This is a genomic window from Nonomuraea sp. CX421 (assembly GCF_059358955.1).
In genome coordinates this window covers 450,255-474,921 of record NZ_JCADBK010000004.1, presented here as the reverse complement: position 1 = coordinate 474,921, position 24,667 = coordinate 450,255, and the positions used below count along the sequence as shown (strand labels likewise).

At 69.8% G+C, this 24,667-nt stretch carries 23 protein-coding genes; 14 read left to right on the top strand and 9 right to left on the bottom strand.

Annotated elements, in window-relative coordinates; translation table 11 throughout:
* Positions 1-56: 56 nt before the first annotated feature.
* The gene (locus AC5L3X_RS10930) at positions 57-1,736 is read left to right on the top strand and encodes a substrate-binding and VWA domain-containing protein (RefSeq protein ID WP_189126817.1); all 1,680 of its coding nucleotides are present in this window, start codon (positions 57-59) and stop codon (positions 1,734-1,736) included.
* Between the two features lie 31 nt (positions 1,737-1,767).
* Here the strand turns inward: AC5L3X_RS10930 and AC5L3X_RS10925 are convergent, their stop codons facing one another.
* Together AC5L3X_RS10925 and AC5L3X_RS10920 are read right to left on the bottom strand one after the other, a co-directional pair.
* Positions 1,768-2,544: an ABC transporter permease gene (locus AC5L3X_RS10925; protein ID WP_494856728.1), complete on the bottom strand. Its 777-nt coding sequence runs from the start codon at positions 2,542-2,544 to the stop codon at positions 1,768-1,770.
* Positions 2,541-3,491: an ATP-binding cassette domain-containing protein gene (locus tag AC5L3X_RS10920; RefSeq protein ID WP_494856726.1), complete on the bottom strand. Its 951-nt coding sequence runs from the start codon at positions 3,489-3,491 to the stop codon at positions 2,541-2,543. Before AC5L3X_RS10920 ends, AC5L3X_RS10925 begins: the two co-directional genes overlap by 4 nt.
* 49 nt (positions 3,492-3,540) lie before the next feature.
* Here AC5L3X_RS10920 and AC5L3X_RS10915 point away from each other — a divergent pair, with 49 nt between their 5' ends.
* Complete coding sequence (locus AC5L3X_RS10915) at positions 3,541-4,323, top strand: TetR/AcrR family transcriptional regulator (RefSeq protein WP_189126763.1); 783 nt, start codon at positions 3,541-3,543, stop codon at positions 4,321-4,323.
* Between the two features lie 76 nt (positions 4,324-4,399).
* On the opposite strand, the gene AC5L3X_RS10910 is transcribed toward AC5L3X_RS10915, so the two are convergent.
* From AC5L3X_RS10910 to cofD, 3 genes are all read right to left on the bottom strand, one after another.
* Positions 4,400-5,131, bottom strand: a complete 732-nt coding sequence (locus AC5L3X_RS10910) for a lytic polysaccharide monooxygenase (RefSeq protein ID WP_494856725.1) — start codon at positions 5,129-5,131, stop codon at positions 4,400-4,402.
* Between the two features lie 91 nt (positions 5,132-5,222).
* On the bottom strand, positions 5,223-6,680 hold the full coding sequence (locus tag AC5L3X_RS10905) for a coenzyme F420-0:L-glutamate ligase (RefSeq protein WP_494856724.1): 1,458 nt from the start codon (positions 6,678-6,680) through the stop codon (positions 5,223-5,225).
* Positions 6,677-7,615, bottom strand: a complete 939-nt coding sequence (gene cofD / locus AC5L3X_RS10900) for a 2-phospho-L-lactate transferase (protein WP_189126761.1) — start codon at positions 7,613-7,615, stop codon at positions 6,677-6,679. The genes AC5L3X_RS10905 and cofD overlap by 4 nt, the downstream gene beginning before the upstream one ends.
* 180 nt (positions 7,616-7,795) lie before the next feature.
* On the opposite strand from cofD, the gene AC5L3X_RS10895 reads away from it, so the two are divergent.
* Together AC5L3X_RS10895 and AC5L3X_RS10890 are read left to right on the top strand one after the other, a co-directional pair.
* A complete protein-coding gene (locus tag AC5L3X_RS10895) occupies positions 7,796-10,264 on the top strand; it encodes a hypothetical protein (protein WP_494856722.1) in 2,469 nt (822 codons plus the stop codon).
* 319 nt (positions 10,265-10,583) lie between these two features.
* Positions 10,584-10,844, top strand: coding sequence for a WhiB family transcriptional regulator (locus tag AC5L3X_RS10890; RefSeq protein ID WP_049564653.1), 261 nt, complete (start codon positions 10,584-10,586; stop codon positions 10,842-10,844).
* A 98-nt stretch (positions 10,845-10,942) separates the two neighbouring features.
* On the opposite strand, the gene AC5L3X_RS10885 is transcribed toward AC5L3X_RS10890, so the two are convergent.
* Positions 10,943-11,383, bottom strand: coding sequence for a metallopeptidase family protein (locus AC5L3X_RS10885; RefSeq protein WP_189126759.1), 441 nt, complete (start codon positions 11,381-11,383; stop codon positions 10,943-10,945).
* 135 nt (positions 11,384-11,518) lie between these two features.
* Between AC5L3X_RS10885 and AC5L3X_RS10880 the strand changes: the two genes are divergently transcribed.
* From AC5L3X_RS10880 to AC5L3X_RS10860, 5 genes are read left to right on the top strand one after another with little or no spacing between them, the layout of a single operon-like run.
* Positions 11,519-11,887: a DUF3499 domain-containing protein gene (locus tag AC5L3X_RS10880; RefSeq protein ID WP_189126758.1), complete on the top strand. Its 369-nt coding sequence runs from the start codon at positions 11,519-11,521 to the stop codon at positions 11,885-11,887.
* A gap of 40 nt (positions 11,888-11,927) precedes the next feature.
* The gene (locus AC5L3X_RS10875; protein ID WP_189126757.1) at positions 11,928-13,277 is read left to right on the top strand and encodes a phosphomannomutase/phosphoglucomutase; all 1,350 of its coding nucleotides are present in this window, start codon (positions 11,928-11,930) and stop codon (positions 13,275-13,277) included.
* Entirely contained in the window at positions 13,274-13,435 is a 162-nt protein-coding gene (locus tag AC5L3X_RS10870; protein WP_189126756.1) for a Trm112 family protein, read from the top strand. Before AC5L3X_RS10875 ends, AC5L3X_RS10870 begins: the two co-directional genes overlap by 4 nt.
* A complete protein-coding gene (locus AC5L3X_RS10865) occupies positions 13,432-14,538 on the top strand; it encodes an SIS domain-containing protein (protein ID WP_189126755.1) in 1,107 nt (368 codons plus the stop codon). The genes AC5L3X_RS10870 and AC5L3X_RS10865 overlap by 4 nt, the downstream gene beginning before the upstream one ends.
* 43 nt (positions 14,539-14,581) lie before the next feature.
* The gene (locus AC5L3X_RS10860) at positions 14,582-15,505 is read left to right on the top strand and encodes a cation diffusion facilitator family transporter (protein WP_189126754.1); all 924 of its coding nucleotides are present in this window, start codon (positions 14,582-14,584) and stop codon (positions 15,503-15,505) included.
* A 40-nt stretch (positions 15,506-15,545) separates the two neighbouring features.
* On the opposite strand, the gene AC5L3X_RS10855 is transcribed toward AC5L3X_RS10860, so the two are convergent.
* Positions 15,546-16,016, bottom strand: a complete 471-nt coding sequence (locus tag AC5L3X_RS10855; RefSeq protein WP_494856720.1) for a GerMN domain-containing protein — start codon at positions 16,014-16,016, stop codon at positions 15,546-15,548.
* Positions 16,013-16,372 carry a MerR family transcriptional regulator gene (locus AC5L3X_RS10850; RefSeq protein ID WP_189126752.1) on the bottom strand — a complete coding sequence of 120 codons (360 nt, stop codon included), beginning with the start codon at positions 16,370-16,372 and terminating at the stop codon, positions 16,013-16,015. The genes AC5L3X_RS10855 and AC5L3X_RS10850 overlap by 4 nt, the downstream gene beginning before the upstream one ends.
* 101 nt (positions 16,373-16,473) lie before the next feature.
* Here AC5L3X_RS10850 and ahcY point away from each other — a divergent pair, with 101 nt between their 5' ends.
* Positions 16,474-17,901: an adenosylhomocysteinase gene (ahcY, locus tag AC5L3X_RS10845; RefSeq protein WP_189126751.1), complete on the top strand. Its 1,428-nt coding sequence runs from the start codon at positions 16,474-16,476 to the stop codon at positions 17,899-17,901.
* A 193-nt stretch (positions 17,902-18,094) separates the two neighbouring features.
* A complete protein-coding gene (locus AC5L3X_RS10840; protein WP_189126750.1) occupies positions 18,095-19,330 on the top strand; it encodes an adenosylhomocysteinase in 1,236 nt (411 codons plus the stop codon).
* Positions 19,331-19,366: 36 nt separating this feature from the next.
* On the opposite strand, the gene AC5L3X_RS10835 is transcribed toward AC5L3X_RS10840, so the two are convergent.
* Positions 19,367-19,999: a DUF305 domain-containing protein gene (locus tag AC5L3X_RS10835; RefSeq protein ID WP_494856719.1), complete on the bottom strand. Its 633-nt coding sequence runs from the start codon at positions 19,997-19,999 to the stop codon at positions 19,367-19,369.
* A gap of 163 nt (positions 20,000-20,162) precedes the next feature.
* On the opposite strand from AC5L3X_RS10835, the gene AC5L3X_RS10830 reads away from it, so the two are divergent.
* From AC5L3X_RS10830 to AC5L3X_RS10820, 3 genes are all read left to right on the top strand, one after another.
* A complete protein-coding gene (locus tag AC5L3X_RS10830; protein ID WP_494856718.1) occupies positions 20,163-21,587 on the top strand; it encodes an LVIVD repeat-containing protein in 1,425 nt (474 codons plus the stop codon).
* 177 nt (positions 21,588-21,764) lie between these two features.
* Positions 21,765-23,192: an LVIVD repeat-containing protein gene (locus AC5L3X_RS10825; RefSeq protein WP_494856717.1), complete on the top strand. Its 1,428-nt coding sequence runs from the start codon at positions 21,765-21,767 to the stop codon at positions 23,190-23,192.
* A 126-nt stretch (positions 23,193-23,318) separates the two neighbouring features.
* Positions 23,319-24,662: an LVIVD repeat-containing protein gene (locus tag AC5L3X_RS10820; RefSeq protein ID WP_494856715.1), complete on the top strand. Its 1,344-nt coding sequence runs from the start codon at positions 23,319-23,321 to the stop codon at positions 24,660-24,662.
* Positions 24,663-24,667: the final 5 nt, after the last annotated feature.

Below are 24,667 nucleotides of genomic sequence, written 5' to 3'. Positions count from 1 at the left end.
GACACCGCGCCGCGTTAAGTCCAGAGCTGCGGCGAAGGAAGGCACTCCAGCGAGGCATGCTGGCCGGGTTCACCGTCGTGGCCGTCGTCGCGGGCACGCTCGTGGTCGTGTTCGGCGGTGGCGGCGCGCTGTGCTCCACACGAGAGCCTGTTCTGGTCAGCGTGGCCGCCGCGGTCGACGTGGCGCCGGTGGCGATGGAGGCCGCCGCGCGCTTCAACGAGACCAAGGCCACGACCGGCGGCAGGTGCGTGCTCGTACAGGTCACCGAACAGCCGCCGGCCACCGTGCTGCGCACGCTGATCGGCGATCGGGCGGGCGTGCTGCGCGAACGGCCGGACGGCTGGATCGCCGACTCCTCGGCCTGGATCCGGCTGGCCCGAAAGCAGGGCGCGAGCGCGCTGCCCGCGGGCGAGAGCGTGGTGGCCACCTCGCCGCTGGTGTTCGCCACCCGGGGCTCGCTGGCGCAGCGCTTCTCCGTCGGCAAGACCGAGATGAACTGGCGGATGGTCTTCCCCTCCACCGTGCGGGGACGGCTCAAGCCCAACGAGAGCGAGCCGGACGTCGTGCGCGTGCCCGACCCCTCGCTGGCCGGCGCGGGCATCGCCACGGTCGCCGCCGCCCGGGACGTCGTGGGCACCGGCCCGGAGGCGGACAAGGCGCTGACCGCGTTCGTACGCTGGGCCCAGGCCGGTTCGGCGCCCGACTACCGCACGATGCTGACCGCCGTCGACGACCGTGCGTTCTGGCAGCGCCCGGTGGTCATCGTGCCGGAGCAGTCGGTGTGGGCGCACAACCAGCGTCTGTCGCCCGACCCGGTCGTGGCGCTGCACCCGCGTGAGGGGACGATCAGCCTCGACTACCCGTACGTGGTGACCGCGACCGACCCGGTGGTGGCCGAGGCTTCGACGATCTTCGCCGACTGGCTGAGCGGCGCGGAGGCGCAGGAGATGGTGCGCCGGGCCGGGTTCCGGTCGGGCGACGGTCTGCAGGGCCCGATCTCGCCGGGGCCGCAGATCCCGGCCGAGACGCCCAAGACCCGCTCCTCGGTCTCCCCGGAGGACATCGACGAGGCGCTGCGCGCCTGGAGCCGGTTGGCCCCGCCGACCAACATCCTGGTGCTGGCCGACACCTCCAAGCACATGGCCGAGCCCATGAAGGGGACCACCCGGGTGGGCGTCGCGCTGGAGGCGGCCAAGATCGGGCTTCAGCTCTTCCCCGACTCCACGCACATGGGGTTATGGGAGTTCGCCCACAAGGTGGGCCAGATCAGGGACTACCGGCAGTGGGTGGGGCTCGGCCCCATCAACCAGCCCGAGACGGGCCAGCTCGTCCGTCGGGGCGTCCTCACTGAGCTGACCAAAACGATCAACGCGCACCCCCGGCTGGAGAGCTCGCTCTACGACTCGATCCTGAGCGGCTTCCGCGAGGTCTCCAGCGAATTCCGCGAGGAGATGAACAACACGCTCCTGGTGATCACCGCGGGCAAGGACGACGGGCGCGGCGTCAAGCTCCAGACGTTGCTCGACCGGCTGGAGGGCGAGTGGGATCCGGACCGGCCCGTCCAGATCGTCGTCATCGCGTTCGGCAGCGGCGTCGACCGGGACAGTCTGACCAGGATCACGACCGCCACCAACGGCTCCCTGCACGTGGCCCAGCAGCCGGACGAGATCATCGACGTCTTCCTCGCGGCGCTGGCGCGCCGCCTGTGTCACCCCACCTGCAAGCCGGCGGCGTGAGGACCGGCGCGCACCGGCGGGTCGAGCGGAGCTAGGCGGAGGTCCTGCGGCGGAACAGCAGTGCCGCGATCGGCACGCTGACCAGCACCATGCCCGCCAGCCAGGCTGCCGTCACCGCCCCGGAGGAGCCCATCGGCTGGTTCAGGAGCAATGACCGGAGCGTCGCCACGATCGGAGTGATCGGCTGGTTCTCGGCGAAGTCGCGCAACACGTCCGGCATGGTCTCGGCCGGTACGACCCCATCCGACAGGTACGGCAGGAAGAGCACGACGAAGCTGAACGCGCCGGCCGCCTGGGTCGACCTGACCAGCAGCCCCCAGAGCACCGCCAGCGACGACATCGCCAGGACGTACCCCGTCACCACGGCCAGCGCCAGGGCCCAGTCGGCCGGCGTGGCATCCGGGCGAAAGCCCAGCGCGACCGCCGCGAGCAGGGCGAATCCGGACGCCGCCACGTTGCGGATCACCGAGGCGACCACATGCCCGGCGGGGACCGTCCAGCCGCCGATCGGCAGCGTGCGCAACCGGTCGATCATGCCCGCTGTCAGGTCGTCGGCGATGTTCACGGCGGTCAGCGCGGCGCCGTACCCGCCGGACATGAGCAGCACGGCGGGCACCACGAAGTCGATGTAGGCCAGCCCGCTGGAGCCGGTGGTGATCGCCCCGCCGAAGACGTACACGAACAGCACCATGATGATCACGGGCAGAGCGGTGTTCACGATGAGGCCGTCGAGGATGCGCAGCTCGCGGCGTAGATTGCGGACGACGAGGCGGTGCAGGTCGCCCCCGGCGGTCAGGGCGGCGCTCATGCCGCGACCGCCGTGAGCTCGAAGAAGACGTCGTTGAGGGTCGGGGTGGACAACGCCACGTGCTCGACGACGACGCCCGCGCGATGCAGCAGGTCCAGCGTGTGGCGCAGGTGGTCGGGGCCCTGGACGGCCAGGGTGATCTCGCGTTCGCCCGCGCCGGGACGCGTTTCGGCCTCACCGAGCGCCGATCTGGCGCGAGGGACGTCCTCGGTACGGGACAGGCGCAGTATCAGGCGTTCGGCGCCGACCTGGCGCTTCAGCGCGGCGGGAGAGTCGTCGGCCACGACGCGGCCGCCGTTGATCACCGCGATGCGGTCGGCGAGTTGGTCGGCCTCCTCCAGGTACTGCGTGGTGAGCAGGATGGTGGTGCCGCCCGCCAGCAGTTCGCGGATCACCGACCACAGCTCGGCCCGGCTGCGGGGGTCGAGCCCGGTCGTGGGCTCGTCGAGGAAGAGGATCCGTGGCGCTGACACCATGCTCGCCGCGAGGTCGAGACGGCGCCGCATCCCGCCGGAGTAGGTCGCGACCCGCCGGTTCGCGGCCGTGGCCAGATCGAAGCGCTCCAGGAGCTCCTGCGCCCGTCGCCGCGCCTGCCGCCGGCCCAGGTGGTAGAGGCCGGCGAACAGCTCCAGGTTCTCCCTCCCGGTCAGCAGGCCGTCCACGGTGGCCTGCTGGGAGGTCAGGCCGATCAACCGGCGCACCGCGACGCCCTCGCGGGTGACGTCGTGTCCGCCCACCGTGGCGGTGCCGCCATCAGGGGCGAGCAGTGTGGTCAGGATGCGCACCGTGGTGGTCTTGCCGGAGCCGTTGGGGCCGAGCAGAGCCAGCAGCGAGCCGGTGGGCACGGTCAGGTCGATCCCGGCCAGCACCTGCGTGCTGCCGAAGGACTTCGTCAGTCCTCGGACGAGTACAGCATCTGTGAATGACGTACTGTGTATGACGTTCATAGTTTTAACTTAATGCACAATCCAAGGAGTGGGTCAAGGAGGGGATTCGATGGAGCAGGAGCGGCCGCTGCCGTCCGTGGTGGAGCGCATGTGGGGGCGTGAGCCGGTGCCACGCCGGGGGCCCCGGCCTCGGCTGGATCTGGCCACGATCACCACCGCCGCCATCGAGATCGCCGACGCCGAAGGCTTGGGCGGGGTCTCGATGGCCAGCGTGGCCTCGCGGGTCGGGGTGGCGGCGACCGCGCTCTACAGGTACATCGGCAGCAAGGACGACCTGCTCACCATCATGGCCGACGGTGTCGCCCCGCCGCCGCCCGAGCCGGAGGGCAGGTCCTGGCGGGACTACCTCGCCCTCTGGACCCGGATCCAGCGCGACCTCCTGCTGGAGCACGCGTGGCTGCTGTCCGTCGGCCGGCTGAGTCCGCCGCTGGGCCCACGGCGGCTGCTGTGGTTCGACCGGGCGCTGGCCGCTCTCGACGGCACGGGGCTCGATCACGGAGAGAAGATCAATGTGGCGAGCACCCTGACGGGCTACGCGCTCACCGATGCCGCACTCGTCCACGGCATCGGCGGCGGGGCCCCGCAGCCGGAAGAGCACGCGATCGGCGGAGCCGCCGAGTACGGCGAGGTGCTCGCCGGCTTGCTCGACCCCGCCGCCTACCCGGCCCTGTCGGCCGCGATGCGCTCGGGCGTCATGCGCGGCGCCGAGGGGTGGGTGGAGGACGAGGACTTCGTCTTCGGACTCAATCTGCTGCTCGACGGCATCGAGGCGCTCATCGGGCGACGGGCCTCAGAGGAGCGGAGCTGCTGTGGCGAGGGTGTCCCGGAGTGACGGACCTCTTCCACGGCGGCTCCGCTCCCTCGTTCACGGGCCCTGACGAACAGGCCCTGACCGAACGGCGCCGGTTCTAGAGGCGCTGCCAGAGCGCCGGGACGTTCGGCGGCTCCCAGCCGGTGAGGGCGGTGTGTGCCTGGATGCACCGGTAGGTCAGGCCGGCGTAGGTGACCTGGGAGCCGACGGCGTAGGCGGTGCCGGCCTTCCAGGTGCCTCCGGGCGTCGAGGTCGGGGTGGGTGTGGGGGTCGGCTGCGTGGGCGTGGGCGTCGGAGTGGGGGTCGGGTTTCCGCCACCGCCGCCGATCTGCAGGTCGACGCAGGCGTAGAAGGCGTTGACCGTGTCGGCGATGTTCCAGATGGCGAGGACCTTCTGCCTGCCGGAGAACCCGGACAGGTTCACGGCGTGGGAGACCGTCGCGCCGGGTTGCCGGCCGCCGTCGTTGAACACCGCCACCCGGGTGCCGCCGATGTAGTACTCCCACGTGCTGGTGGCGTGCCGGGCCGTGAGGGTCCAGTTGAAGGTGACCGAGGTGCCGACCGAGGTCGCGGGCCAGGGCTTGCTCTCGTCGCTGAGCTGGGCGAAGCGGGCGACGCCGCCGTGGCAGTTGCGCTGGCCCTTGGGGCCTTCCACGCTCTGCGGCTCGTAGATGATGTCACCGCAGCCGCTCACCTTGCCCTGGGCGCAGAGCGCCTGCCGGCTGGGGGGTGAGTTGATGTAACCGTGGGCCAGCGCGGGCTGCGCGACGATCATCGTGCCGGCCATGGCGATCACCGCCGCGGCGACTAACGTGAGGGTTCTTCGCATGCGAGTGCTCCTCTACATGGGGGGTTCGCCCTAATGTAAAGGAAAGTTTCCTAACGGTAAATGGGTTCTTGACCGCTCCGGGTTGATCGTGTCAGCGCGTCAGGATGAAGTCGCCCGGGTCGCGCGGGGCCCGATCACGGGGCGGGGCGGCGGCGCGGCCGACCGCGACGCACCCCATCGGATCCCACGACCCGGGCAAGTCGAGCACTTCGCGGACCACCGGGCGGCAGAACATCGTGGACGACACCCACGCCGAGCCGAGCCCCTCGACCGCGAGCTGGATGAGGAGGTTCTCGACGCCCGCGCCGGTGGCCACCACGAACATCTCCCGCTCCGCCGCGCCCCGCCGATCGTCGCGGTAGGTGTGGGAGCCGTCCATCACCAGGCAGGGGACGATCAGATAGGGGGCGCGGCGCAGCACGTCGCCGCGTCTGACCCGCTTGGCGATCGACTCCTCGGTGAAGCCGTCGCCGCGCAGATCGGTGATCCAGGCCTCGCGCATCGCGTCGAGCAGCCTGCTCCGGGTCTCGGCCGACTCGACCAGGACGAACCGCCACGGCGTCGTGTGATGGGGAGCCGGGGCCGCGATGCCCGCCGCCACCGCCCGCCGCACCGCCGCGGGATCGACGGGCTCGGCGGAGAACTCCCGGATCGTACGGCGGGCGAACACCACGTCGCGCGCCCCGTAGCGGAACATGTCCTCGTCGGCGGGGCGGAGCAGCGGCCGGACCCCCGGGCCGTCGCCGGCCGTGACGAGATGGGCGAGACCCCGCACGATCGCGGCCGGGACGCCGGCCAGCTTGCCCTTGACCAGCTCGGCGGCCGAGGCGATCTCGTCGGCCAGCGCGGTCACGGTGGCGCTGAGCGGGTTGCCGTAGGAGTCGACGGCCCCGCGGAGGTCGTCGACCGGAGTCACTCCCGCGGCGCCGATGGCCACGTCGGTCAGGCCCTGGCGCCACGGGCGGCCGAACGTGTCGGAGACGATCACGCCCACGCCCGCAGGCAGGCCCGCCCGGATGCGCCGGGCCGAGGCGTCGGGGTCCTCGGGGAGCAGCAGGACGGTGCCGGGGTCGGTGTTGGAGGCGTCGACCCCGGCCGCGGCCATCACGAAGCCGTGGCGGGTCTGGGAGATCACGGTGTCGCCGCGCCTGGCGACCACCCGCTCGGTCTCCTCCTCGATCGCCGCGGCGCGGTCGGGGGCCTGCCGGATCCGGCCCTCGGCCTTGCTGACGATCTTGGAGGTGATGACGACGATGTCGCCCTCACGCAGATCGGCGCCCTTCAACAGGGCGGCCACGTCGTCGCCCGGCCGTACCTCGCCGATGCCGAGCACGGGGATCACCTCGACGGTCCCGCCGACGAACGGCACGGCGCGAGCCGGGTCGGTCTCGGTCGATGTGCCGTCGGGTGGGTCGTGCGGGCCGGACTTGGACGGTGTGTTGTCGTGCGGGGTGGTGTGGGGCGATGTGGGGGTGGTGTCGCGCGGTGCGACGTCGTGCGGTGGGATGTCGTGCGGGGTAGTGTCACGCGGGGTGGTGTCGGGGGTCATCGGGCGAGCTCCTGGGCAAGGTCGAGAGCGGTGCGGGCGATGTCGGCGGCCGCGTCGACGTCGTGCATGATGATGGGCCCGGCGACCACGCGGACGCCGTCGAGGGCGACCCCCTCGTCCTCGGGCGCCACCAGCCATCCGTCGATCAGGTCGGCGCCGTAGAGGTCGAGCACCGCCTGGGCCGTGGTCTCGACGCCGATGGCCGTGAGGCAGGCGTCGGCCATGCCGCGCACCGGCGCGCCGCCGACGATGGGGGAGACGCCCACCACGGTCTTCGGCAGCAGCGCGTCGCGGATGCCCGGGACCTGCAGGATCGTGCCGATGCTCACCACCGGGTTGGACGGAGGCAGGATCACCACGTCGGCCTCTTCGATCGCCTCCAGCACACCAGGGGCGGGTCGTGCGGTGTCGACGCCCACCAGGGCGATCGACTCGGCGGGGACCGAGGCGCGCAGGCGTACCCACCACTCCTGGAAGTGGATCGCGCGGCGGCCCTGCTCGTCACTGATCACCACGTGGGTCTCGCAGCGGTCGTCGGACATCGGCAGCAGGCGGACGCCGGGCTGCCAGCGGACGCACAGCGCCCGCGTGATCTGCGACAGCGGATAGCCCGCCTCCAGCATCTGCGAGCGGACGATGTGCGTGGCGAAGTCGCGGTCGCCGAGCCCGAACCACTGCGGCTCGACCCCGTAGGCCGCCAGCTCCTCCTTGACGACGTGGGACTCCTTGGCGCGACCCCAGCCCTGCTCCTCGTCGATGCCGTGGCCGAGGGTGTACATGACCGTGTCGAGGTCGGGACAGACCCGCAGGCCGAACAGGGTGATGTCGTCGCCGGTGTTGCCGATCACGGTTATCTGGGCATCCGGGGCGGTCGCGCGCAGACCACGCAGGAAGCGGGCGCCGCCGATGCCGCCTGCGAGGGAGACGATGTGCATGCGGCCCAGTCTTCCACCGGCCTCCGACACGCCTGTCTGGGGAGTCAGCTTTACCGCCAAAAAACCCGTCATAGTGGTCGAAGTGCGGCTTTTGGGGTTGAAGAGGTTCCAGGTACCTCCGTCGTGACAGTCAGCGATGTGGCAAACTCCCTTCGGGCTAAAGGGTCGATGGGGGTAGTTGTGAGCAAACTTGACGTCGCCCGGCTGAGAGAGCCGGCCGCCTGGCTGATGCTCGCGGCCGGCGGACTGAACGTGCTGGTGGCGATCGGCAGAGTGCTGATCGGCCCATCGGGCATGGCCGGCGTCGGCCTGTCATTCGCCGACCGCGCCGCCATCGGTTTCGGCGCCTTCACCAGCCCGGTCACGACCGCGCTCCTCCTGGGATCGGTGCTGCTGGTCACCAAGGTCGGGCCGCCCTCGTCCAAGGCCAGGCCCATCACCTCCATCGCGGCCGGGGCGCTCGGCCTCGCCACGGTGTTCGGCGCCCTGTCGTTGCTTCTCGGCCTCTTCTCCGGCGACGGTGCCCGGTCGCTGGTGGAGTTCCTGCTCACCGGGGTGCCCCTGCTCGCGCTGACCGCCGTCGCCCTGGTCTACCTGCTGCCGCAGGTCCTGCCCGAACGGCCCGCCTACCCGCAGAGCCAGGGCCAGCCGCCGCACGCCGCCCCCGCGTACGGCCAGCAGCCCGGCTACGGCCAGCAGCCGCCCGGCCAGGGCCCGCCGTCCTACGGCCAGCCCGGTTACGGCCAGCCCGGATATGACCAGCCGGGCTACGACCAGCCGGGCTACGACCAGCCGGGCTACGACCAGCCCCCCGGTCAGGGCCCCGCCCCCTACGGCCAGCAGCCTGGTTACAGCCCGCAGCCGCCGAGTTTCGGCGGCCACCCCGACGGCCCCGCGCGTGACCAGCAGTCCCAAGTCCAGGCCGGACACGGGCAGCAGGAGTCCTACCAGCAGCCCGCGCCCCAGCCCAGGGCCGCGCTGCCCGCCGCCCCGGCCGACCAGCACCACCCTCAGCAGGACCCATCGTTCGGGCCCGACCCCCAGGGCTACGGCCAGCCGGATGCGCCTCAGGGCTCCATCGACACCTCGCCGGGTCAGCATCATCTGCCGTCGGGTCAGCCCGGTTACGGGCAGACCGATCCTGCGGTGGGCCGGCCGGACGCGTTCGGCCAGCCGGATCAGCGCGGTTACGGCCAGCCCGACCCCTCACAGGGCTATGGCCAGGCCGACCCCTCGCTGGGCTACGGCCAGGCCGACCCTTCGCAGGGGTACGGTCAGCAAGGTTCCTCCTATGGCCAGCTCGAGCCGCAGGGCCATGGTCAGCCGGATCAGGGATCCAGTGACACGTCGCCGGGTCAGCATCATCTGCCGCCGGGTCAGCCCGGTTACGGGCAGACCGATCCCGCGGCGGGCCGGCCGGACGCGTTCGGCCAGCCGGACCAGCGCGGTTACGGCCAGCCCGACCCCTCGCAGGGCTACGGTCAGGCCGACCCTGCGCAGGGTCACGGTTACGGCCAGGCCGATCCCTCGCAGGGGTACGGTCAGCAAGGTCCCTCCTATGGCCAGCCCGACCCCCAGGGCTACGGTCAGCCGGATGCGGCTCAGGGCTCCATCGACACGTCGCCGGGCCAGCACCATCTGCCGTCCGACCAGCGCGGTTACGGGCAGGCCGATCTTCCGGCGGGCCGGCCGGACGCGTTCGGCCAGCCGGACCAGCGCGGTTACGGCCAGACCGACCCTTCGGGCGGCCAGTCGAACTCCTCGCCCGGCCGGGCGGACCAGCAGGGCTATGGCCAGTCCGCGGCCCCGCTCGGCCAGCACGGCTCGTCGGCGGGCCAGCCCGACCAGCGCGGCTACGGGCAGCCCGACCCATCCCCGGGACACAGCCCGCAGGGAACGTCCTACGGTCAGGCCCCATCCTCGGAGCACAGCCCGCAGGGGACGCCCTACGGGCAGCCCGACCAGGGCTACGGGCCGACCAACCAGACCCAGGTGTACACCCCGTCGGAGACGCTCCCCAACAGCGGCTATCAGCCGGCCCCCTACGTCCCCGCGGACAGCCAGCCCAACGCCTACAGCCCGGCGGCGCACTCCTACGCGCCGTCCCAGGACAGCGGCGGGTTCGGGGCGCCGGCCGGGCAGCAGCCCAACGCCTTCAACGCCCCCGCCGACCCGGTCTACCCGGCCGCCGAGACGGCGCCGAGCGTGCCGTACCCGCCGGCCGCCGGGCAGGGCGGCCAGCCCTTCACCGGCTACTCGGGACACGAGTACGCGACACCCGCGTACCAGGAGCCCGACCCGCCGGTGGACCCGCGCTCCCAGCAGCTCCTGGACGCCTACCAGCAGGCCGAGACCTACCAGCACTCCCTGTCGGGCGCGCAGGGAGACCTGCGCGTACCCGACTACTCGGGTCAGCCGCCCAGGCCGCACGACGATCCGTTCGGCCACCCGCAGCAGCCTCAGCAGGGCCAGTACGAGCCGCAGGCCTACCGGCCGCAGCACCAGTCGGGCGGCTGGGAGCCGGCGCCGGACTCCACGGTCAGGCTGGACCAGCAGCTCGGCGGCGACGCGCTGGGCGAGCGGCCCAGGCACGGTGACGACCCGATCGACCCCACAGCCATATACACCCCCAACGAGCCCCGCAGGTAACGGACCCGCAAAGCACGGCTAGAGAGAAGGTGGGCCACGGGCGGGCGTCTATACCGCCCTGGTACGGTTCCGACCGCTGACAGCGAATGACCACGCCAGGCCGATGCGCCGGATTCGGGGCGGAGGCCGGGTGCGAACATCACATGCCGAGCACACCGGGGCGAGGGCTGGCCTTTCCCCGGATACCGGCATGCCGCTTGACGCCGCGCACGACACGCGCGTGTAATTACAACCATGTTGTTACGCCTTCCTGTGGGTGGGTAATAAGGAAGGCGTCCATGGGGGGCTCCATTGCGGGCGGGCGGCAGGGAGGTGTGCAGTGACCGATCTGGTCATCGCACAAGATCAGCTTGACGCTGAAGAACTCGGATGGCAGGAGCGCGCACTGTGCGCGCAGACTGATCCGGAAGCGTTCTTCCCGGAGAAGGGCGGCTCCACCCGAGAGGCCAAGAAGGTCTGCCGATCGTGCGAGGTTCGTGCCGAGTGTCTTGAATACGCACTCGAGCACGACGAGCGGTTCGGCATCTGGGGTGGGTTGTCCGAGCGGGAGCGCAGAAGGATCAAGCGCCAGGCCGTTTAGGGATATCTGCGAAGGGGTCACGCGGGCTGCCGCGTGACCCCTTTCCGCAGGTACGGCGGCTTGCCTGATCATCAGCCAGCAAGCCGCGGGTGTCGCCCCTAGCGCCGGTCGTCGTAGCCGGGGTCGACCGTCTCGGGTGACAGGCCCAGCAGCGCGGCCACCTGCTCGACCACCGTGTCGTGGACCAGCGCCCCCAACGTGTCGCGGTCGCGGGCGCGGGCTTCGAGCGGCCGGCGGTAGATCACGACCGAGGCGGGCTCGGCGCCCGTGGCGGCGAGGGCGCGGCCGAACGGGATGGGCTCGGCGCCGATGCGCGGGCCGTCGCCCAGCTCGCTCAGCGGCGGCACCTCCTCCACCGCGAACTCCACCACCGACAACTGCCGGCCCCACTGCGGCCGGAGCCGGTCGACGGCGTCGAGCACCAGGTCGTCGAACCGCTCGCTGCGCGACCGGGCGAGCGGGACGTGAGAGGGCGCCAGCGGGCCCCGCAGGCCACGGCCGTGCCGGTCACGACGCCTCGGCCCGCGCTTCTCAGTCACCTGCCAAGTCTAAGCGGAGACCGCATCGGTGCATGTGGGTGGAAAGGCTGCGACAGGTGTCCGAATTGTGGCGACACGCTCGTTAAGAGCGCTCAGATAGTGGCGCCTCGCACTCTTACCAGATACGGTCCCTCCGTGAGCCCCGTCCGCCGCTGTTCCCGCACCGCTTGCAGCCAGCCTGCCGTCTTCACGCTCACGTACGTATACGCCGACTCGACCGCAGTCCTGGGCCCTCTGGCGACGTACGCCGAGCCACACTGCTACGACCTGTGCGCCGAACACGCCGAGCGGCTGACCGCTCCCCGCGGCTGGGAGGTGGTCCGTCTCCCCACCGACGGCGGCTCCCCGAGTTCCGACGATCTGGAGGCGCTGGCCAACGCCGTCAGAGAGGCCGCCAGGCCGACCCCCACCGGTGGCGCGGAGCCGGTCGGACAGGGGGTCGAGGTCGGTCGCCGGGGCCACCTGCGGGTTCTCCGGTCCGCCCAGCAACATCGTGACCGGTAGGCTCGTCCTGACGTAGTCGACCTAGGGGCGGAGCTGGAGAGTGGGCGACCTCGCCAAGATCTTCAAGGCCTACGACGTTCGCGGTGTGGTGCCCGACGAATTCGACGAGGCGGCCGCCGAGGCCGTAGGAGCGGCCTTCGTGGAGGTGACCGGGGCCGGCGCGGCCGTGGTCGCGCACGACATGCGGGAGTCCTCGGGGCCGCTGGCCGCCGCGTTCATCCGGGGCGCCCGCTCGCGTGGAGCCGACATCGTGCACGCCGGGCTCGGCTCGACCGACCTGCTCTACTACGCCAGCGGCAGCCTCGGCCTGCCGGGTGTGATGTTCACCGCCAGCCACAATCCCGCCCGCTACAACGGCATGAAGATGTGCCGCGCGGGCGCGGTGCCGATCGGCGGCGACTCGGGCCTCACCGAGATCCGCGACCGGGCCGCCGAGCTGGTCGGCGTCACCGCGCCGCCCGTCGGTGACCTGGTCGAGAGAGACCTGCTCCAGGGCTACGCCGACCACCTGCGCAGCCTGGTCGACCTGTCCGCCGTCCGGCCGCTCAAGGTGGTCGTCGACGCGGGCAACGGCATGGCCGGTCACACCGTGCCCGCCGTCTTCGACGGGCTGCCGATCGAGCTCGTCCCGCTCTACTTCGAGCTCGACGGCTCCTTCCCCAACCACGAGGCCAACCCGATCGAGCCCGCCAACCTGGTCGACCTGCAGCGGGCCGTCGTCGAGACCGGCGCCGACCTGGGCCTCGCCTTCGACGGCGACGCCGACCGCTGCTGGGTGATCGACGAACGCGGCGCGTCGGTCTCGCCGTCCACCGTCACCGCGCTGGTGGCGGCCCGTGAGCTGGCCAAGCACCCGGGTTCGACGATCATCCACAACCTGATCACCTCGCTCGGGGTCCCCGAGATCGTCCGCGAGCACGGCGGCGAGCCGGTGCGCACCCGGGTCGGCCACTCGTTCATCAAGGCCGAGATGGCCCGCACGGGCGCGGTCTTCGGCGGGGAGCACTCCGCCCACTACTACTTCCGCGACTTCTGGTTCGCCGACTCGGGCATGCTGGCCGCGATGCACGTGCTGGCCGCGCTCGGCGAGCAGGACGGTCCGCTGTCGCAGGTGGTGGCGGCCTACTCCCGCTACCACGCCTCGGGTGAGATCAACAGCACCGTCGACGACCAGGACAAGGCGCTGCGCCAGGTGCGTGAGGCCTTCGAGTCCCGGGGCCGGTTCGACGAGCTCGACGGCCTGACCGTGACCGGGTCCGGCTGGTGGTTCAACCTGCGCGCGTCCAACACCGAGCCGCTGCTCCGGCTGAATGCCGAGGCGGCCGACCAGACCACGATGACGGCGATCAGGGACGAAGTCCTCGCCATCGTCAGAAAGGTGTCAGTGTGAAGATCGACGACTGGCTGCTGGAGATCCTGGCCTGTCCGGCGTGCAAGTCGCCGCTGCGCGCGGAGGCCGAGGAGCTGGCCTGCACGGGCTGCGGCCTGATCTATCCGGTCAGGGATGACATTCCCGTCCTGCTCGTCGACGAGGCCAGGAAGCCGTGATCTGGGAGCCCGAGCGGCTCGACGACCAACAGCACCTGACCGACGGCGATCCCGGTGGCATGCTGCTCGCGGTGGCCGCCTCGGCGGCCCAGGTGCGCACCGGCTACCGGACCGCGATCGAAGCGGGCATCGACCGATTGGCGGCGCAGGGCCGGCCGCGCGCGATCGTGGTCGCCGGCATGGGCGGATCGGCGATCGCCGGCGACCTCATGGCGGCGGTCTGCGGCCGGGGCGCCCCGACGCCGTTCGTGACCCTGCGCTCCTACCAACTGCCCGGCTGGGTCGGCGCGACCGACCTGGTCGTCGCGGTCTCCTCCTCGGGGCGCACCGAGGAGACGCTGTCCGTGGCGGCCGAGGCCGTCCGGCGGGGCTGCTCGCTGCTCGCCGTGGGCGGCGCGGGGTCGCCCCTGGAGGCGGTGGCCACGCAGTCCTCGGCCCTTTTCGTCCCCGTCCCCACGAGCGGTCAGCCGAGGGCCAATCTCTGGCTGCTGACCGTGCCGCTGATCGTGGCCGCCGCCTCGCTCGGCCTGGTCCAGGCCGACGCCGCGTTGTTCGAGGACGTGGCCACGGCGCTGGAGAACATCGCCCACCAGTGCCGCCCGTCCAGCGAGTCGTTCGTCAATCCCGGCAAGACGCTGGCCATGGAGCTGGCCGAGAGCCTGCCGATGATCTGGGGCACCTCGCCGCTCGCCGCCGCCGCCGGCTACCGGCTGGCCTGCCAGCTCGGCGAGAACGCCAAGTATCCGGCCGTCTTCGGCGAGCTGCCCGAGGCCGGCCACAACCAGCTGGTCGCCTTCGACGGGCCGCTCGCCCAGCGCGACCTCTTCGCCGACACCCCGTCCCGCACGCTGCGGCTTGTGATGCTGCGCGACGCCGACGAGCACCCGCAGGTGACCCGGCAGCGCGAGGTGTCCCTACGGCTCGCGCGTGACCGTGACGTGCCGGTCACCGAGCTCGCGGGTGAGGGCGCCCACCCCCTGCAGCGGGTGGCGACGCTGATCGGGCTCGGCGACTACGCGAGCACCTACCTCGCGCTCGGCTATGGAATCGACCCGACACCAGTGGCGGCGATCACAGAACTGAAGGCCAGGATTTCGCAATAGGATCCCTTTTCATGCCATTAATGCTTATGAGTGGAGTGCGTCGGTGAGTGCGAGCGGCGGTACCAAAGCGATCGTTGCTGCCCTGATCGCGAACATGTCCATCGCGGTGGCCAAGTTCGTGGCGGCGTTCTTCACCGGGTCGTCGTCGATGCTGGCCGAGGGCATTCACTCGGTCGCCGACTCGGGCAACCAGTTGCTGCTGCTGATCGGCGGCAAGCGGGCCCAGCGGGCGCGCACCAGGGAGCACCCGTTCGGCTACGGTCGTGAGCGCTACTTCTACGCCTTCGTGGTGGCCGTCGTGCTGTTCACGATCGGCGCGGCCTTCTCGCTCTACGAGGGCGTGCACAAGATCGCAGACCCGCACCAGGTGGAGGCGCCGATCTGGGCGTTCTCGGTGCTGATCTTCGCGATCATCGCCGAGGCGTTCTCGTTCCGCACCGCGATCAAGGAGTCCAACGCGGTGCGCGGCACGCAGTCGTGGACCTCCTTCATCCGCCGGTCCAAGTCGCCGGAGCTGCCGGTCATCCTGCTGGAGGATCTGGGCGCCCTGCTAGGTCTGGTCTTCGCGCTGTTCGGCGTGACGATGGCCGTCGTCACCGGCGACGGCGTCTGGGACGGCGTCGGCACCCTGATGATCGGCGTGCTGCTCGCGGTGATCGCGGTCGTGCTGGCCATCGAGACCAAGTCGCTGCTGGTCGGTGAGGGCGCCACCCCGCAGATGGAGGCCGACATCCGCGCCGCGCTCGAAGCCGCCGACGAGGTCGACCGGGTGATCCACATGCGCACGCTGCACCTGGGGCCGGAGGAGCTGCTGGTGGCCGCCAAGATCGCGGTGTCGCACGACGACACCGCGGCCGAGGTCGCCCGGGGCATCGACGAGGCCGAGCGCCGCATCCGCGAGGCCGTGCCGATCGCCCGGGTCATCTACCTGGAGCCCGACCTCGACCGGTCACGGGCCACGGTCTGACCGACGCCGCACCGAGTGACTCCCCGCCGTGGCCGGGGAGTCACTCGCGCCCGGTCAGGCAGGACGTGCCGGCGTCGGTCTGGTCGAACAGGCACCGGCCGTCCTTGTCGAGCGTGACGACCTTACGTACGGTCCCGAACTGCTTCAGCGTGGTGTCGAGCATGTGCAGCACCCGCGCGTCGGAGCCGATCCCGTTGCCCAGGACGGTCCGGCAGAAGCGCAGCGTGGCCCGGCTCTTCTTGATCTTGATGGTGAAGTCGGCCCCGCCGCAGTTGGAGCGGCCGCGCAGCTGACCGGTCAGCTCCGAGTGGAGCCCCCTGCGCCGCTCGGCCTTGGTCGGCCCGGCGATCAGCTGCTCGACGGCGAACCTGGCGACGCCCCGATCGGGCGCCTTCCTGGTCACCGCGACCACCTTGCCGGGAATGTCGTGTCCCTTGGAGAAGTAGACCTTGACGTCGGTCGCCTGGAGCGGCGAGACGGCGAGCACGGTGGCGATCAGCAGCTCCTTCATGCCCTCTTTGACGTCTGGCCGGGAGTCGAGGTTCGGAGCAGGCGCAGGGCTTTCTCCTTCTCGAAGTCGAGGGCCCGGCGGGGGACCTGGATGCGGCCGATCCGTACGCCGAGGTCGCGCACCGCGGCGGCCACGGCGGGATCGCTCAGCACGCGCACCGCGAAGGCCAGCTCGGCGGGGGAGACGTCGAACCGCTTCTCCAGCTCCACGCCCTGCGCGACCGCCGACAGCTCCTCGGGGCCGAACCTTCGGTGCGCTCCCTGCTCGCGTACGGGGGGCAGCAGGCCCAGGGCCTCGCGGTATCGGAGCATTCGAGGGGACATGCCCAGCCGCCGGGCGGCTTCGGTGATGCGCATCCTTACATTATTGCGTTAGATTCCGGCCTTGCGAGGTGCGAGGGCGTTCGGGTGACGCCTAAACTCGTGCGCGACACACATCGTCACGCGAGGGGTAACAGATGGACTTCAAGGTCGCCGACCTGTCACTTGCCGACTTCGGCCGCAAGGAGATCCGGCTCGCCGAGCACGAGATGCCCGGCCTCATGGCGATTCGCAAGGAGTACGCGGCCGCACAGCCCCTTCGCGGCGCGAAGATCATGGGCTCCCTGCACATGACGATCCAGACCGCCGTCCTCATCGAGACGCTGGTCGCCCTCGGCGCCGAGGTGCGCTGGGTCAGCTGCAACATCTTCTCCACCCAGGACCACGCCGCCGCCGCGGTCGTGGTCGGCCCCGACGGCACCGTCGACGACCCGCGCGGTGTGCCGGTCTTCGCCTGGAAGGGCGAGACCCTCGAGGAATACTGGTGGTGCACCGAGCAGGCGCTCACCTGGCCCGGCGGCGACGCCCCCAACATGATCCTCGACGACGGCGGCGACGCCACGCTGCTCGTTCACAAGGGCGCCGAGTACGAGAAGGCCGGTGCCGTCCCCGCCGCCACCGCCGACGACCCGGAGGAGTGGCACGTCATCATCGACCTGCTCAACCGCACGGTCGGCGACGACAAGCGGTGGACCACGATCGCCGAGGCCATCAAGGGCGTCACCGAGGAGACCACCACCGGCGTGCACCGCCTCTACGAGATGCACAAGAACGGGCAGCTGCTGTTCCCGGCGATCAACGTCAACGACTCGGTCACCAAGTCCAAGTTCGACAACAAGTACGGCTGCCGCCACTCCGTCATCGACGGCCTCAACCGTGCGACCGACGTGCTGATCGGCGGCAAGGTGGCCGTGGTCTGCGGCTACGGCGACGTCGGCAAGGGCTGCGCCGACGCGCTCCGCGGCCAGGGCGCCCGCGTCATCGTGACCGAGATCGACCCGATCTGCGCGCTCCAGGCGGCGATGGACGGCTTCCAGGTCACCACGCTGGAGGAGGTCGTCGGCATCGCCGACATCTTCGTCACCTCGACCGGCAACTTCAACATCATCACCGCCGACCACATGGCGCGGATGAAGCACCAGGCGATCGTCTCCAACATCGGCCACTTCGACAACGAGATCGACATGGCCGGCCTGGCCAAGCTGCCCGGCATCGAGAAGCGCAACATCAAGCCGCAGGTCGACGAGTGGGTCTTCGCCGACGGCCACTCGATCCTCGTGCTCGCCGAGGGCCGCCTGATGAACCTCGGCTGCGCCACCGGCCACCCGAGCTTCGTGATGTCCAACTCGTTCACCAACCAGGTGATCGCGCAGATCGAGCTGTTCACCAAGACCGACGAGTACCCGATCGGCGTCTACACGCTGCCCAAGCACCTCGACGAGAAGGTCGCCCGGCTGCACCTCGACGCGCTCGGCGTCAAGCTCACCGAGCTCACCAAGGAGCAGGCCGAGTACATCGGCGTGCACATCGAGGGCCCGTACAAGTCCGACCACTACCGGTACTGAGTCCGTCGGGCCTTTCACCGCACGACCACTTGCACGACCACTTGCACGACCACTTTTTACGGCCACGCACGGCCGGCGCCGCCCGCCGTGCGTGGCCGGGTCCCGCGGATCGTCGGGTTCCAGTGAGCGGGGCTGAGCACCATAACGGATCTCCGGTGGGCCGTGGCCTTCGGCGATCGTGGGGGGAAGGGCGTTGGAGCGTTCGGAGAGCGGCGAGCGGCAGATCAGCTGGGCAGCCAGGTCGATGCCGGTGTTGACGGCCATCGGCGAGCGGTTCGCCGCCGACCGGCCGCTCGACGGGCTGCGGATCTCCGCGTGCCTGCACGTGACGGCGGAGACCGCGGTGCTGATGGGCGCGCTCAGGGCCGGGGGCGCCGAGATCGCGCTGGCCGCGTCCAATCCGTTGTCCACCCGGGATGACGTGGCCGAGGCGCTGCGTGGTTACGGCGTCGCGGTGCACGCGAGGGCGGGCGTCGATCGGGCCACCTACTACCGGCACATCCACCAGGCGCTCGACCTCGGGCCCGATCTGGTGCTCGACGACGGGTGCGACCTGGTCAACATCCTGCACACCGAGCGGACCGACCTGCTGGAGGGCGTGTCCGGCGGGTGCGAGGAGACCACGACCGGCATCATCCGGCTGCGGCAGATGGCCGCCGAGGGGGCGCTGCGCTTTCCCGTCGTCGCGGTCAACGACACGCGGACCAAGCGGATGTTCGACAACCGCTACGGCACGGGGCAGTCGACGCTCGACGGGATCATGCGGGCCACCAACACGATGCTGGCGGGCCGGACCGTGGTGGTGGCCGGGTTCGGGTTCTGCGGCCGGGGTGTGGCCGAGCGGGCCAAGGGGCTCGGGGCTCGGGTGGTGGTGACCGAGATCGACGCGGTCAAGGCGCTCGACGCCACCCTGCAGGGCTACGAGGTGCGGCCGATGGCGGAGGCGGCGGCGCTGGGTGACCTGTTCATCACGGTGACGGGCAATCGTGACGTGGTCCGGGGCGAGCATCTGGCCGCGATGAGGGACGGCGCGATGCTGGCCAACGCCGGGCACTTCGACGTGGAGATCGACGTGCGGGCGCTGGACGAGCTGGCCGTGGAGGTGCACCGCGGCGTGCGGCCCAACACCGACGAGTACGTCCTGGCCGACGGCCGGAGGCTGCTCCTGCTGGCCGAGGGTCGCCTGGTGAACCTGACGGCCGCCGAGGGGCATCCGGCGGCGGTCATGGACATGTCGTTCTCGGCCCAGGCGCTCGCCGTCGCCTGGCTGGCCGGGGAGCGGGCCCGGCTGGCGCCGGGTGTCTACGACGTGCCGGAGGAGATCGACCACGAGGTGGCCCGGCTCAAGCTGGCCGCGGCGGGCATCGGCATCGACACGCTCACCGGCGACCAGGAGGACTACCTGCACTCCTGGCGCGTCGGCTCCTGAGCGAGCCGGAGCGGCCCGCGTCCACCCGCGCCCGGCTCAGGCCGCGGCCTGCATCTCCCGCATGCGGCGGATCTCGGCCGTCTGGGTGACGCTGACGTCGCTGGCCAGCTCCTCGATCTGGATGTGCGAGCCGTGGGTCAGCACCTCCGTCGACATCTTGATGGCTCCCTCATGGTGGGCGATCATGAGCTGCAGGAACAGCGCGTCGAACGCCTTGCCCTTCGCCGCCTTGAGGGCCTCCATCTGCTCGGGGGTGACCATGCCGGGCATCCCGTCGTGGGCCGCGTGATGGCCGGGCACCTTCTGGCCGAGGTCCTGCAGCCAGTTGGTCATCCACTGGATCTCCGGCCCCTGGGCGTCCTTGATGCGCGAGGCCAGGCCCTTGAGCTTGGTGGACTCGGCCCGGTTGGGAGCCAGGATCGCCATGTCGAGGGCCTGCCGGTGGTGGACGACCATGTCCTGGACGTAGGTGATGTCGGCGGCGTTCGCGGTGGCCGAGGGAACGGCGGTGGCCGCCTCGGAGGGGGAGAGGGTCCGCGCCTCCTCGCCGGGCTTTCCGGGGGCGATCACCGGAACGGTCGAGTCGGCGCGCGGGGCGGGCGGGGGCGTGCTGGAGCAGCTCGTGAGGGCAATGACCGTGCCCGTGATGACGATGAGCGCGGCGCGCACCCGGCCTCCCTGTGAACTCGGTCGAGAGTGGGCACTCTAGGCGAAAACGCCCACGGGCGAAAGACTGCAAAGTTGTACAAGATTTAACAGCTTGCACTCTGGTACCGCGTACCTCCGAACCGTGACCATGTGCTTGATTTATGCCGGTTATAGGAGGTTCTTAGTGTTAACTCTCCGCAGGACCCTCGTCCTGGTGGGGGCCGCCGTCGCTCTCGTGGGCGGCGCGTTGCCGGCTCAGGCAGCGATGGACATCCCGGCGCCCGGCGAGATCGTCATGAGCTCCAACATCCAGCACGTGACGAACGTCCCCAAGCCTGAAGCGCTGAACGACATCCACACCGACATGGCCTTCCAGGGCGACTACGCCTATGTCGGCAACTATGCGGGCTTCTCCATCTACGACATCAAGAACCCCAAGAAGACGTCGCTGGTGAGCTCGGTGGTCTGCCCCGGCGGCCAGATGGACATCTCCGTCTACGGCAACCTGCTGTTCGGGTCCGTCGACTCCTCCCGCAACGACGACTCGTGCAACAGCACCGGGCAGTCGGCCGCGAACAAGAGCTCGTGGGAGGGCATGCGCATCTTCGATATCTCCGACAAGCGCAACCCCACCTACATCAAGTCCGTCGAGACGAACTGTGGGTCGCACACCCATACGCTCGTGCCGGACAAGCAGGGCGAGAACGTCTACGTCTACGTCTCGTCCTACTCGCCCAGCGCGAGCTTCCCCGACTGCCAGCCGCCGCACGACCTGATCTCGATCATCAAGGTCCCGCTGCAGAACCCGACGGCGGCCGAGGTCATCTCGACGCCGGTCCTGTTCCCCGACGGTGGTTTCCCCGGCATCCCGGGCTCCTACCCGAACGGCAAGTCCGCCACCAGCGGCTGCCACGACATCACCGCCTTCCCGGAGAAGGGCATCGCGGCCGGCGCCTGCATGGGTGAGGGCATCCTGCTCGACATCTCCGACCCCGAGCAGCCGAAGGTCACGGCCACCGTGCGCGACGAGGTCAACTTCGCCTTCTGGCACTCGGCCACCTTCAACAACAAGGGCACGAAGGTCATCTTCACCGACGAACTCGGTGGCGGCAGCCGGGCGACCTGCAACGCGGCGATCGGCCCTGACAAGGGCGCCAACGCCTACTACGACATCGCCGGCGGTCAGCTCGCGTTCAAGAGCTACTTCAAGATCGCGCGGCACCAGGCCGACACCGAGAACTGCGTGGCCCACAACGGCTCGCTGATCCCGGTCAAGAACAAGGACATCATGGTCCAGGCGTGGTACCAGGGCGGCATCTCGGTGGTGGACTTCACCGACTCGGCCAACCCGCAGGAGATCGCCTACTTCGAGCGTGGCCCGGACAACACCGCGCCCGCGCTCAGCGGTGGCTTCTGGTCCGCGTACTACTACAACGGCTACATCTACGGCTCGGACTTCAACCTGGGCCTCGATGTGTTGAAGATCAACGACCCGCGTACCAACCAGGCCAACAGCGTCAAGATGGACTCGTTGAACGCGCAGACCCAGGGTTCCTACGCCGAGCACGGCAAGGGCAGCCCGGGCGGCCCCGGCGGCAACGGTCACTGATGAGCTCGGTGCGGCGGGGGTTCAGGTCTCCGCCGCATCGGCATGACGTCGGATCTTACGTTTCTGACACCTCCCCAGCAAGATGTCAGTTCTGGATATTTCTTGACAACATGACATCTGGCTAGATAGGCGGCATTCGGTTGACACTTGATCACTTATGTCTTCTTTATCTGGGACATGCGTGATCAAGGAGGCCCATCAGTGTTCAAACCGAGCCGTGCTCTCGTCGTGCTCGGGGCGGCCATCGCGTTAGCCCTGCCCGCGACTCCCGCCCTCGCCGCCGACATCCCGCCGGCCGACACCGTGGTCACCAGCCCGAACGTGACCCACGTGCTGAACGTCCCCAAGCCGGCCCCGATCGCCGCCGGCATCAACACCGACCTGGCCTTCCAGGGTGACTACGCCTACGTCGGCAACTACAACGGCTTCTCGATCTACGACATCAGGAACCCGAAGAAGGCCAAGCCGGTCAGCTCGGTCGTCTGCCCCGGCGGCCAGATGGACGTGTCCGTCTACGGGGACCTGCTCTTCGCCGCCGTCGACAGCTCGCGCAGTGACGACTCCTGCAACAGCACCGGACTGCCGGCGGACCGCAAGGAGGCCTGGGAAGGCGTCCGGATCTTCGACGTCAGCGACAAGGCGGCGCCCAGGTACATCAAGTCCGTCGAGACCAACTGCGGCTCGCACACCCTGACGCTGGTGCCGGGCAGGGGACAGGACCGTAAGAAGAACGTCTACGTCTACGTCTCCTCCTACGCCCCGAACGAGGCATTCCCCGACTGTCAGCCGCCGCACGACCTGATCTCGATCATCAAGGTGCCGCTGAGGAACCCGACGGCCGCCGCGCTCGCCGCCGCCCCGGTCGTCTTCCCCGACGGCGGTTTCCCCGGCGTCCCGGCTCCCTACCCGGACGGCAAGTCCGCCACCAGCGGCTGCCACGACATCACCGTCTACGCGGAGAAGGACATCGCGGCCGGCGCGTGCATGGGTGACGGTGTCCTGTTCGACATCCGTGACCGGCTGAACCCGAGGATCACGGCCAGGGTGACCGACGCGAACTTCGCGTTCTGGCACTCGGCGACGTTCAGCAACGACGCCCGCAAGGTCGTCTTCACCGACGAGCTCGGCGGCGGCGGCGCGGCCACCTGTAACGAGGCGATCGGGCCGAACCGCGGCGCGAACGCGATCTACGACGTCGTCCGCGGTCAGCTGGTCTTCAAGAGCTACTTCAAGATCGCGCGGCACCAGGCCGACAGCGAGAACTGCGTGGCGCACAACGGCTCGCTGATCCCGGTCAAGGGCAAGGACATCATGGTCCAGGCCTGGTACATGGGCGGCGTCTCGATCTGGGACTTCACCGACTCGGCACGGCCCAGGGAGATCGGCTACTTCGAGCGCGGTCCCCGGGCCGACAACAGCGGCGGCGGCGTGTGGTCGGCCTACTACTACAACGGCCACATCTACGCGGCCGACTTCCACGAGGGGCTCGACGTCATCAAGATCAACGATCCGCTGACCAACGGCGCGAACCGGGTCCGCAGTGACCTGCTGAACGTGCAGACCCAGGAGTCCTACCACGAGGGAGGCCGCGGCCACCGCGACTGATCGATCCTGACCTTTCGTACGGCGGAGCCTGCCCGGCTTCGCCGTACGAGAGGCCCGTTTTTACAGTGACTTTTCCTGTCATAGTGGGTGCCCCTGATTCTTCCAACCGCTTGCAGGAGGTCCTCGGTGGCGTTCAGATTCGGCCGTGCTCTGGCGGTGATCGGAGCGGTGCTGGCCCTCGCGGCGTCGCCGGTCCACGCCTCGGACGGTGTCAAGACGAGCCCCAACGTCAAACGCGTGGCCAGCGTGCCCCAGCAGGCGCCGTTCGACGGGCCCGAGGCGTACGGCAGTGACCTGGCGTTCCAGGGAAACTATGCCTACCAGGGCAACTTCCACGGCTTCACCGTCTACGACATCAGGAACCCGGCCAAGCCGAAGGTCGTGAGCCGCGTCACCTGCCCGGGGGCGCAGAACGACATCTCGGTCATGGGTGACCTGCTCTTCCTGTCGGTGGACGAGCCGATGCGCGACGACTCCTGCAGGACCGGCCACGGCTCCGAGACGTCCAAGACGGCGTGGGAGGGCATCCGGATCTTCGACATCTCCCACAAGTCCCGCCCGAAGTACATCAAGTCGATCAAGACCGCCTGCGGCTCGCACACGCACACCCTCGTGCCGGACAAGAAGGGTAAGTCGGTCTACCTGTACGTGTCCTCGTACGATCCGGGCGCAAGGTACCCCGGCTGCAAGCCGCCGCACGACCGGATCTCGATCATCAAGGTGCCGCTGAAGAAGCCCACGGCGGCGAAGGTCGTCTCCAGGCCGGTGCTCTTCCCCGACGGCGGCAACGAGACCCAGTCCAACCTGCTGGTGCCGACCAGCGGCTGCCACGACATCACGGTGTTCCCCAAGAAGGACCTGGCCGCGGGCGCCTGCATGGGCGACGGCATCCTGATGGACATCTCCGACCGCGAACGCCCCAAGGTCACCACCAGGGTCACCGACGAGAACTTCGCGTTCTGGCACTCGGCCACGTTCAACAACACCGGTGACAAGGTCGTCTTCACCGACGAGCTGGGCGGCGGCGTCGCCGCGACCTGCACCAAGGGATTCAACCCCGAGCGCGGCGCGGACGCCGTCTACGACATCGAGGGCGGCGAGCTGGTCCACAGGTCCTACTTCAAGATCTCCCGGGTGCAGACCAGCGCGGAGAACTGCGTGGCCCACAACGGCTCGCTGATCCCGGTCAAGGGCAAGGACATCATGGTCCAGGCGTGGTACCAGGGCGGCGTGTCGGTCTGGGACTTCACCGACTCGGCCAAGCCGGTGGAGATCGGCTACTTCGACCCGGCCCCGCTCAAGCCGATCGATCTCGGCGGCTCGTGGTCGGCGTACTACTACAACGGTCACATCTACAGCAGCGACATCAAGAAGGGCCTGGACGTGTTGCGCATCTCGGACAAGCGTCTCGGCTCCGCGGCCAAGGTACGGATGAAGGCGCTCAACGCCCAGACGCAGTACGCCTACTAAGGGGC

Bases quoted from the DNA above. Each gene is read 5' to 3' on its own strand.
- AC5L3X_RS10930 (WP_189126817.1), top strand. From the start codon at position 57: ATGCTGGCCGGGTTCACCGTCGTGGCCGTCGTCGCGGGCACGCTCGTG.
- AC5L3X_RS10925 (WP_494856728.1), bottom strand. From the start codon at position 2,544: ATGAGCGCCGCCCTGACCGCCGGGGGCGACCTGCACCGCCTCGTCGTC.
- AC5L3X_RS10920 (WP_494856726.1), bottom strand. From the start codon at position 3,491: ATGAACGTCATACACAGTACGTCATTCACAGATGCTGTACTCGTCCGA.
- AC5L3X_RS10915 (WP_189126763.1), top strand. From the start codon at position 3,541: ATGGAGCAGGAGCGGCCGCTGCCGTCCGTGGTGGAGCGCATGTGGGGG.
- AC5L3X_RS10910 (WP_494856725.1), bottom strand. From the start codon at position 5,131: ATGCGAAGAACCCTCACGTTAGTCGCCGCGGCGGTGATCGCCATGGCC.
- AC5L3X_RS10905 (WP_494856724.1), bottom strand. From the start codon at position 6,680: ATGACCCCCGACACCACCCCGCGTGACACTACCCCGCACGACATCCCA.
- cofD (WP_189126761.1), bottom strand. From the start codon at position 7,615: ATGCACATCGTCTCCCTCGCAGGCGGCATCGGCGGCGCCCGCTTCCTG.
- AC5L3X_RS10855 (WP_494856720.1), bottom strand. From the start codon at position 16,016: ATGAAGGAGCTGCTGATCGCCACCGTGCTCGCCGTCTCGCCGCTCCAG.
- AC5L3X_RS10850 (WP_189126752.1), bottom strand. From the start codon at position 16,372: ATGCGCATCACCGAAGCCGCCCGGCGGCTGGGCATGTCCCCTCGAATG.
- ahcY (WP_189126751.1), top strand. From the start codon at position 16,474: ATGGACTTCAAGGTCGCCGACCTGTCACTTGCCGACTTCGGCCGCAAG.
- AC5L3X_RS10825 (WP_494856717.1), top strand. From the start codon at position 21,765: ATGCGTGATCAAGGAGGCCCATCAGTGTTCAAACCGAGCCGTGCTCTC.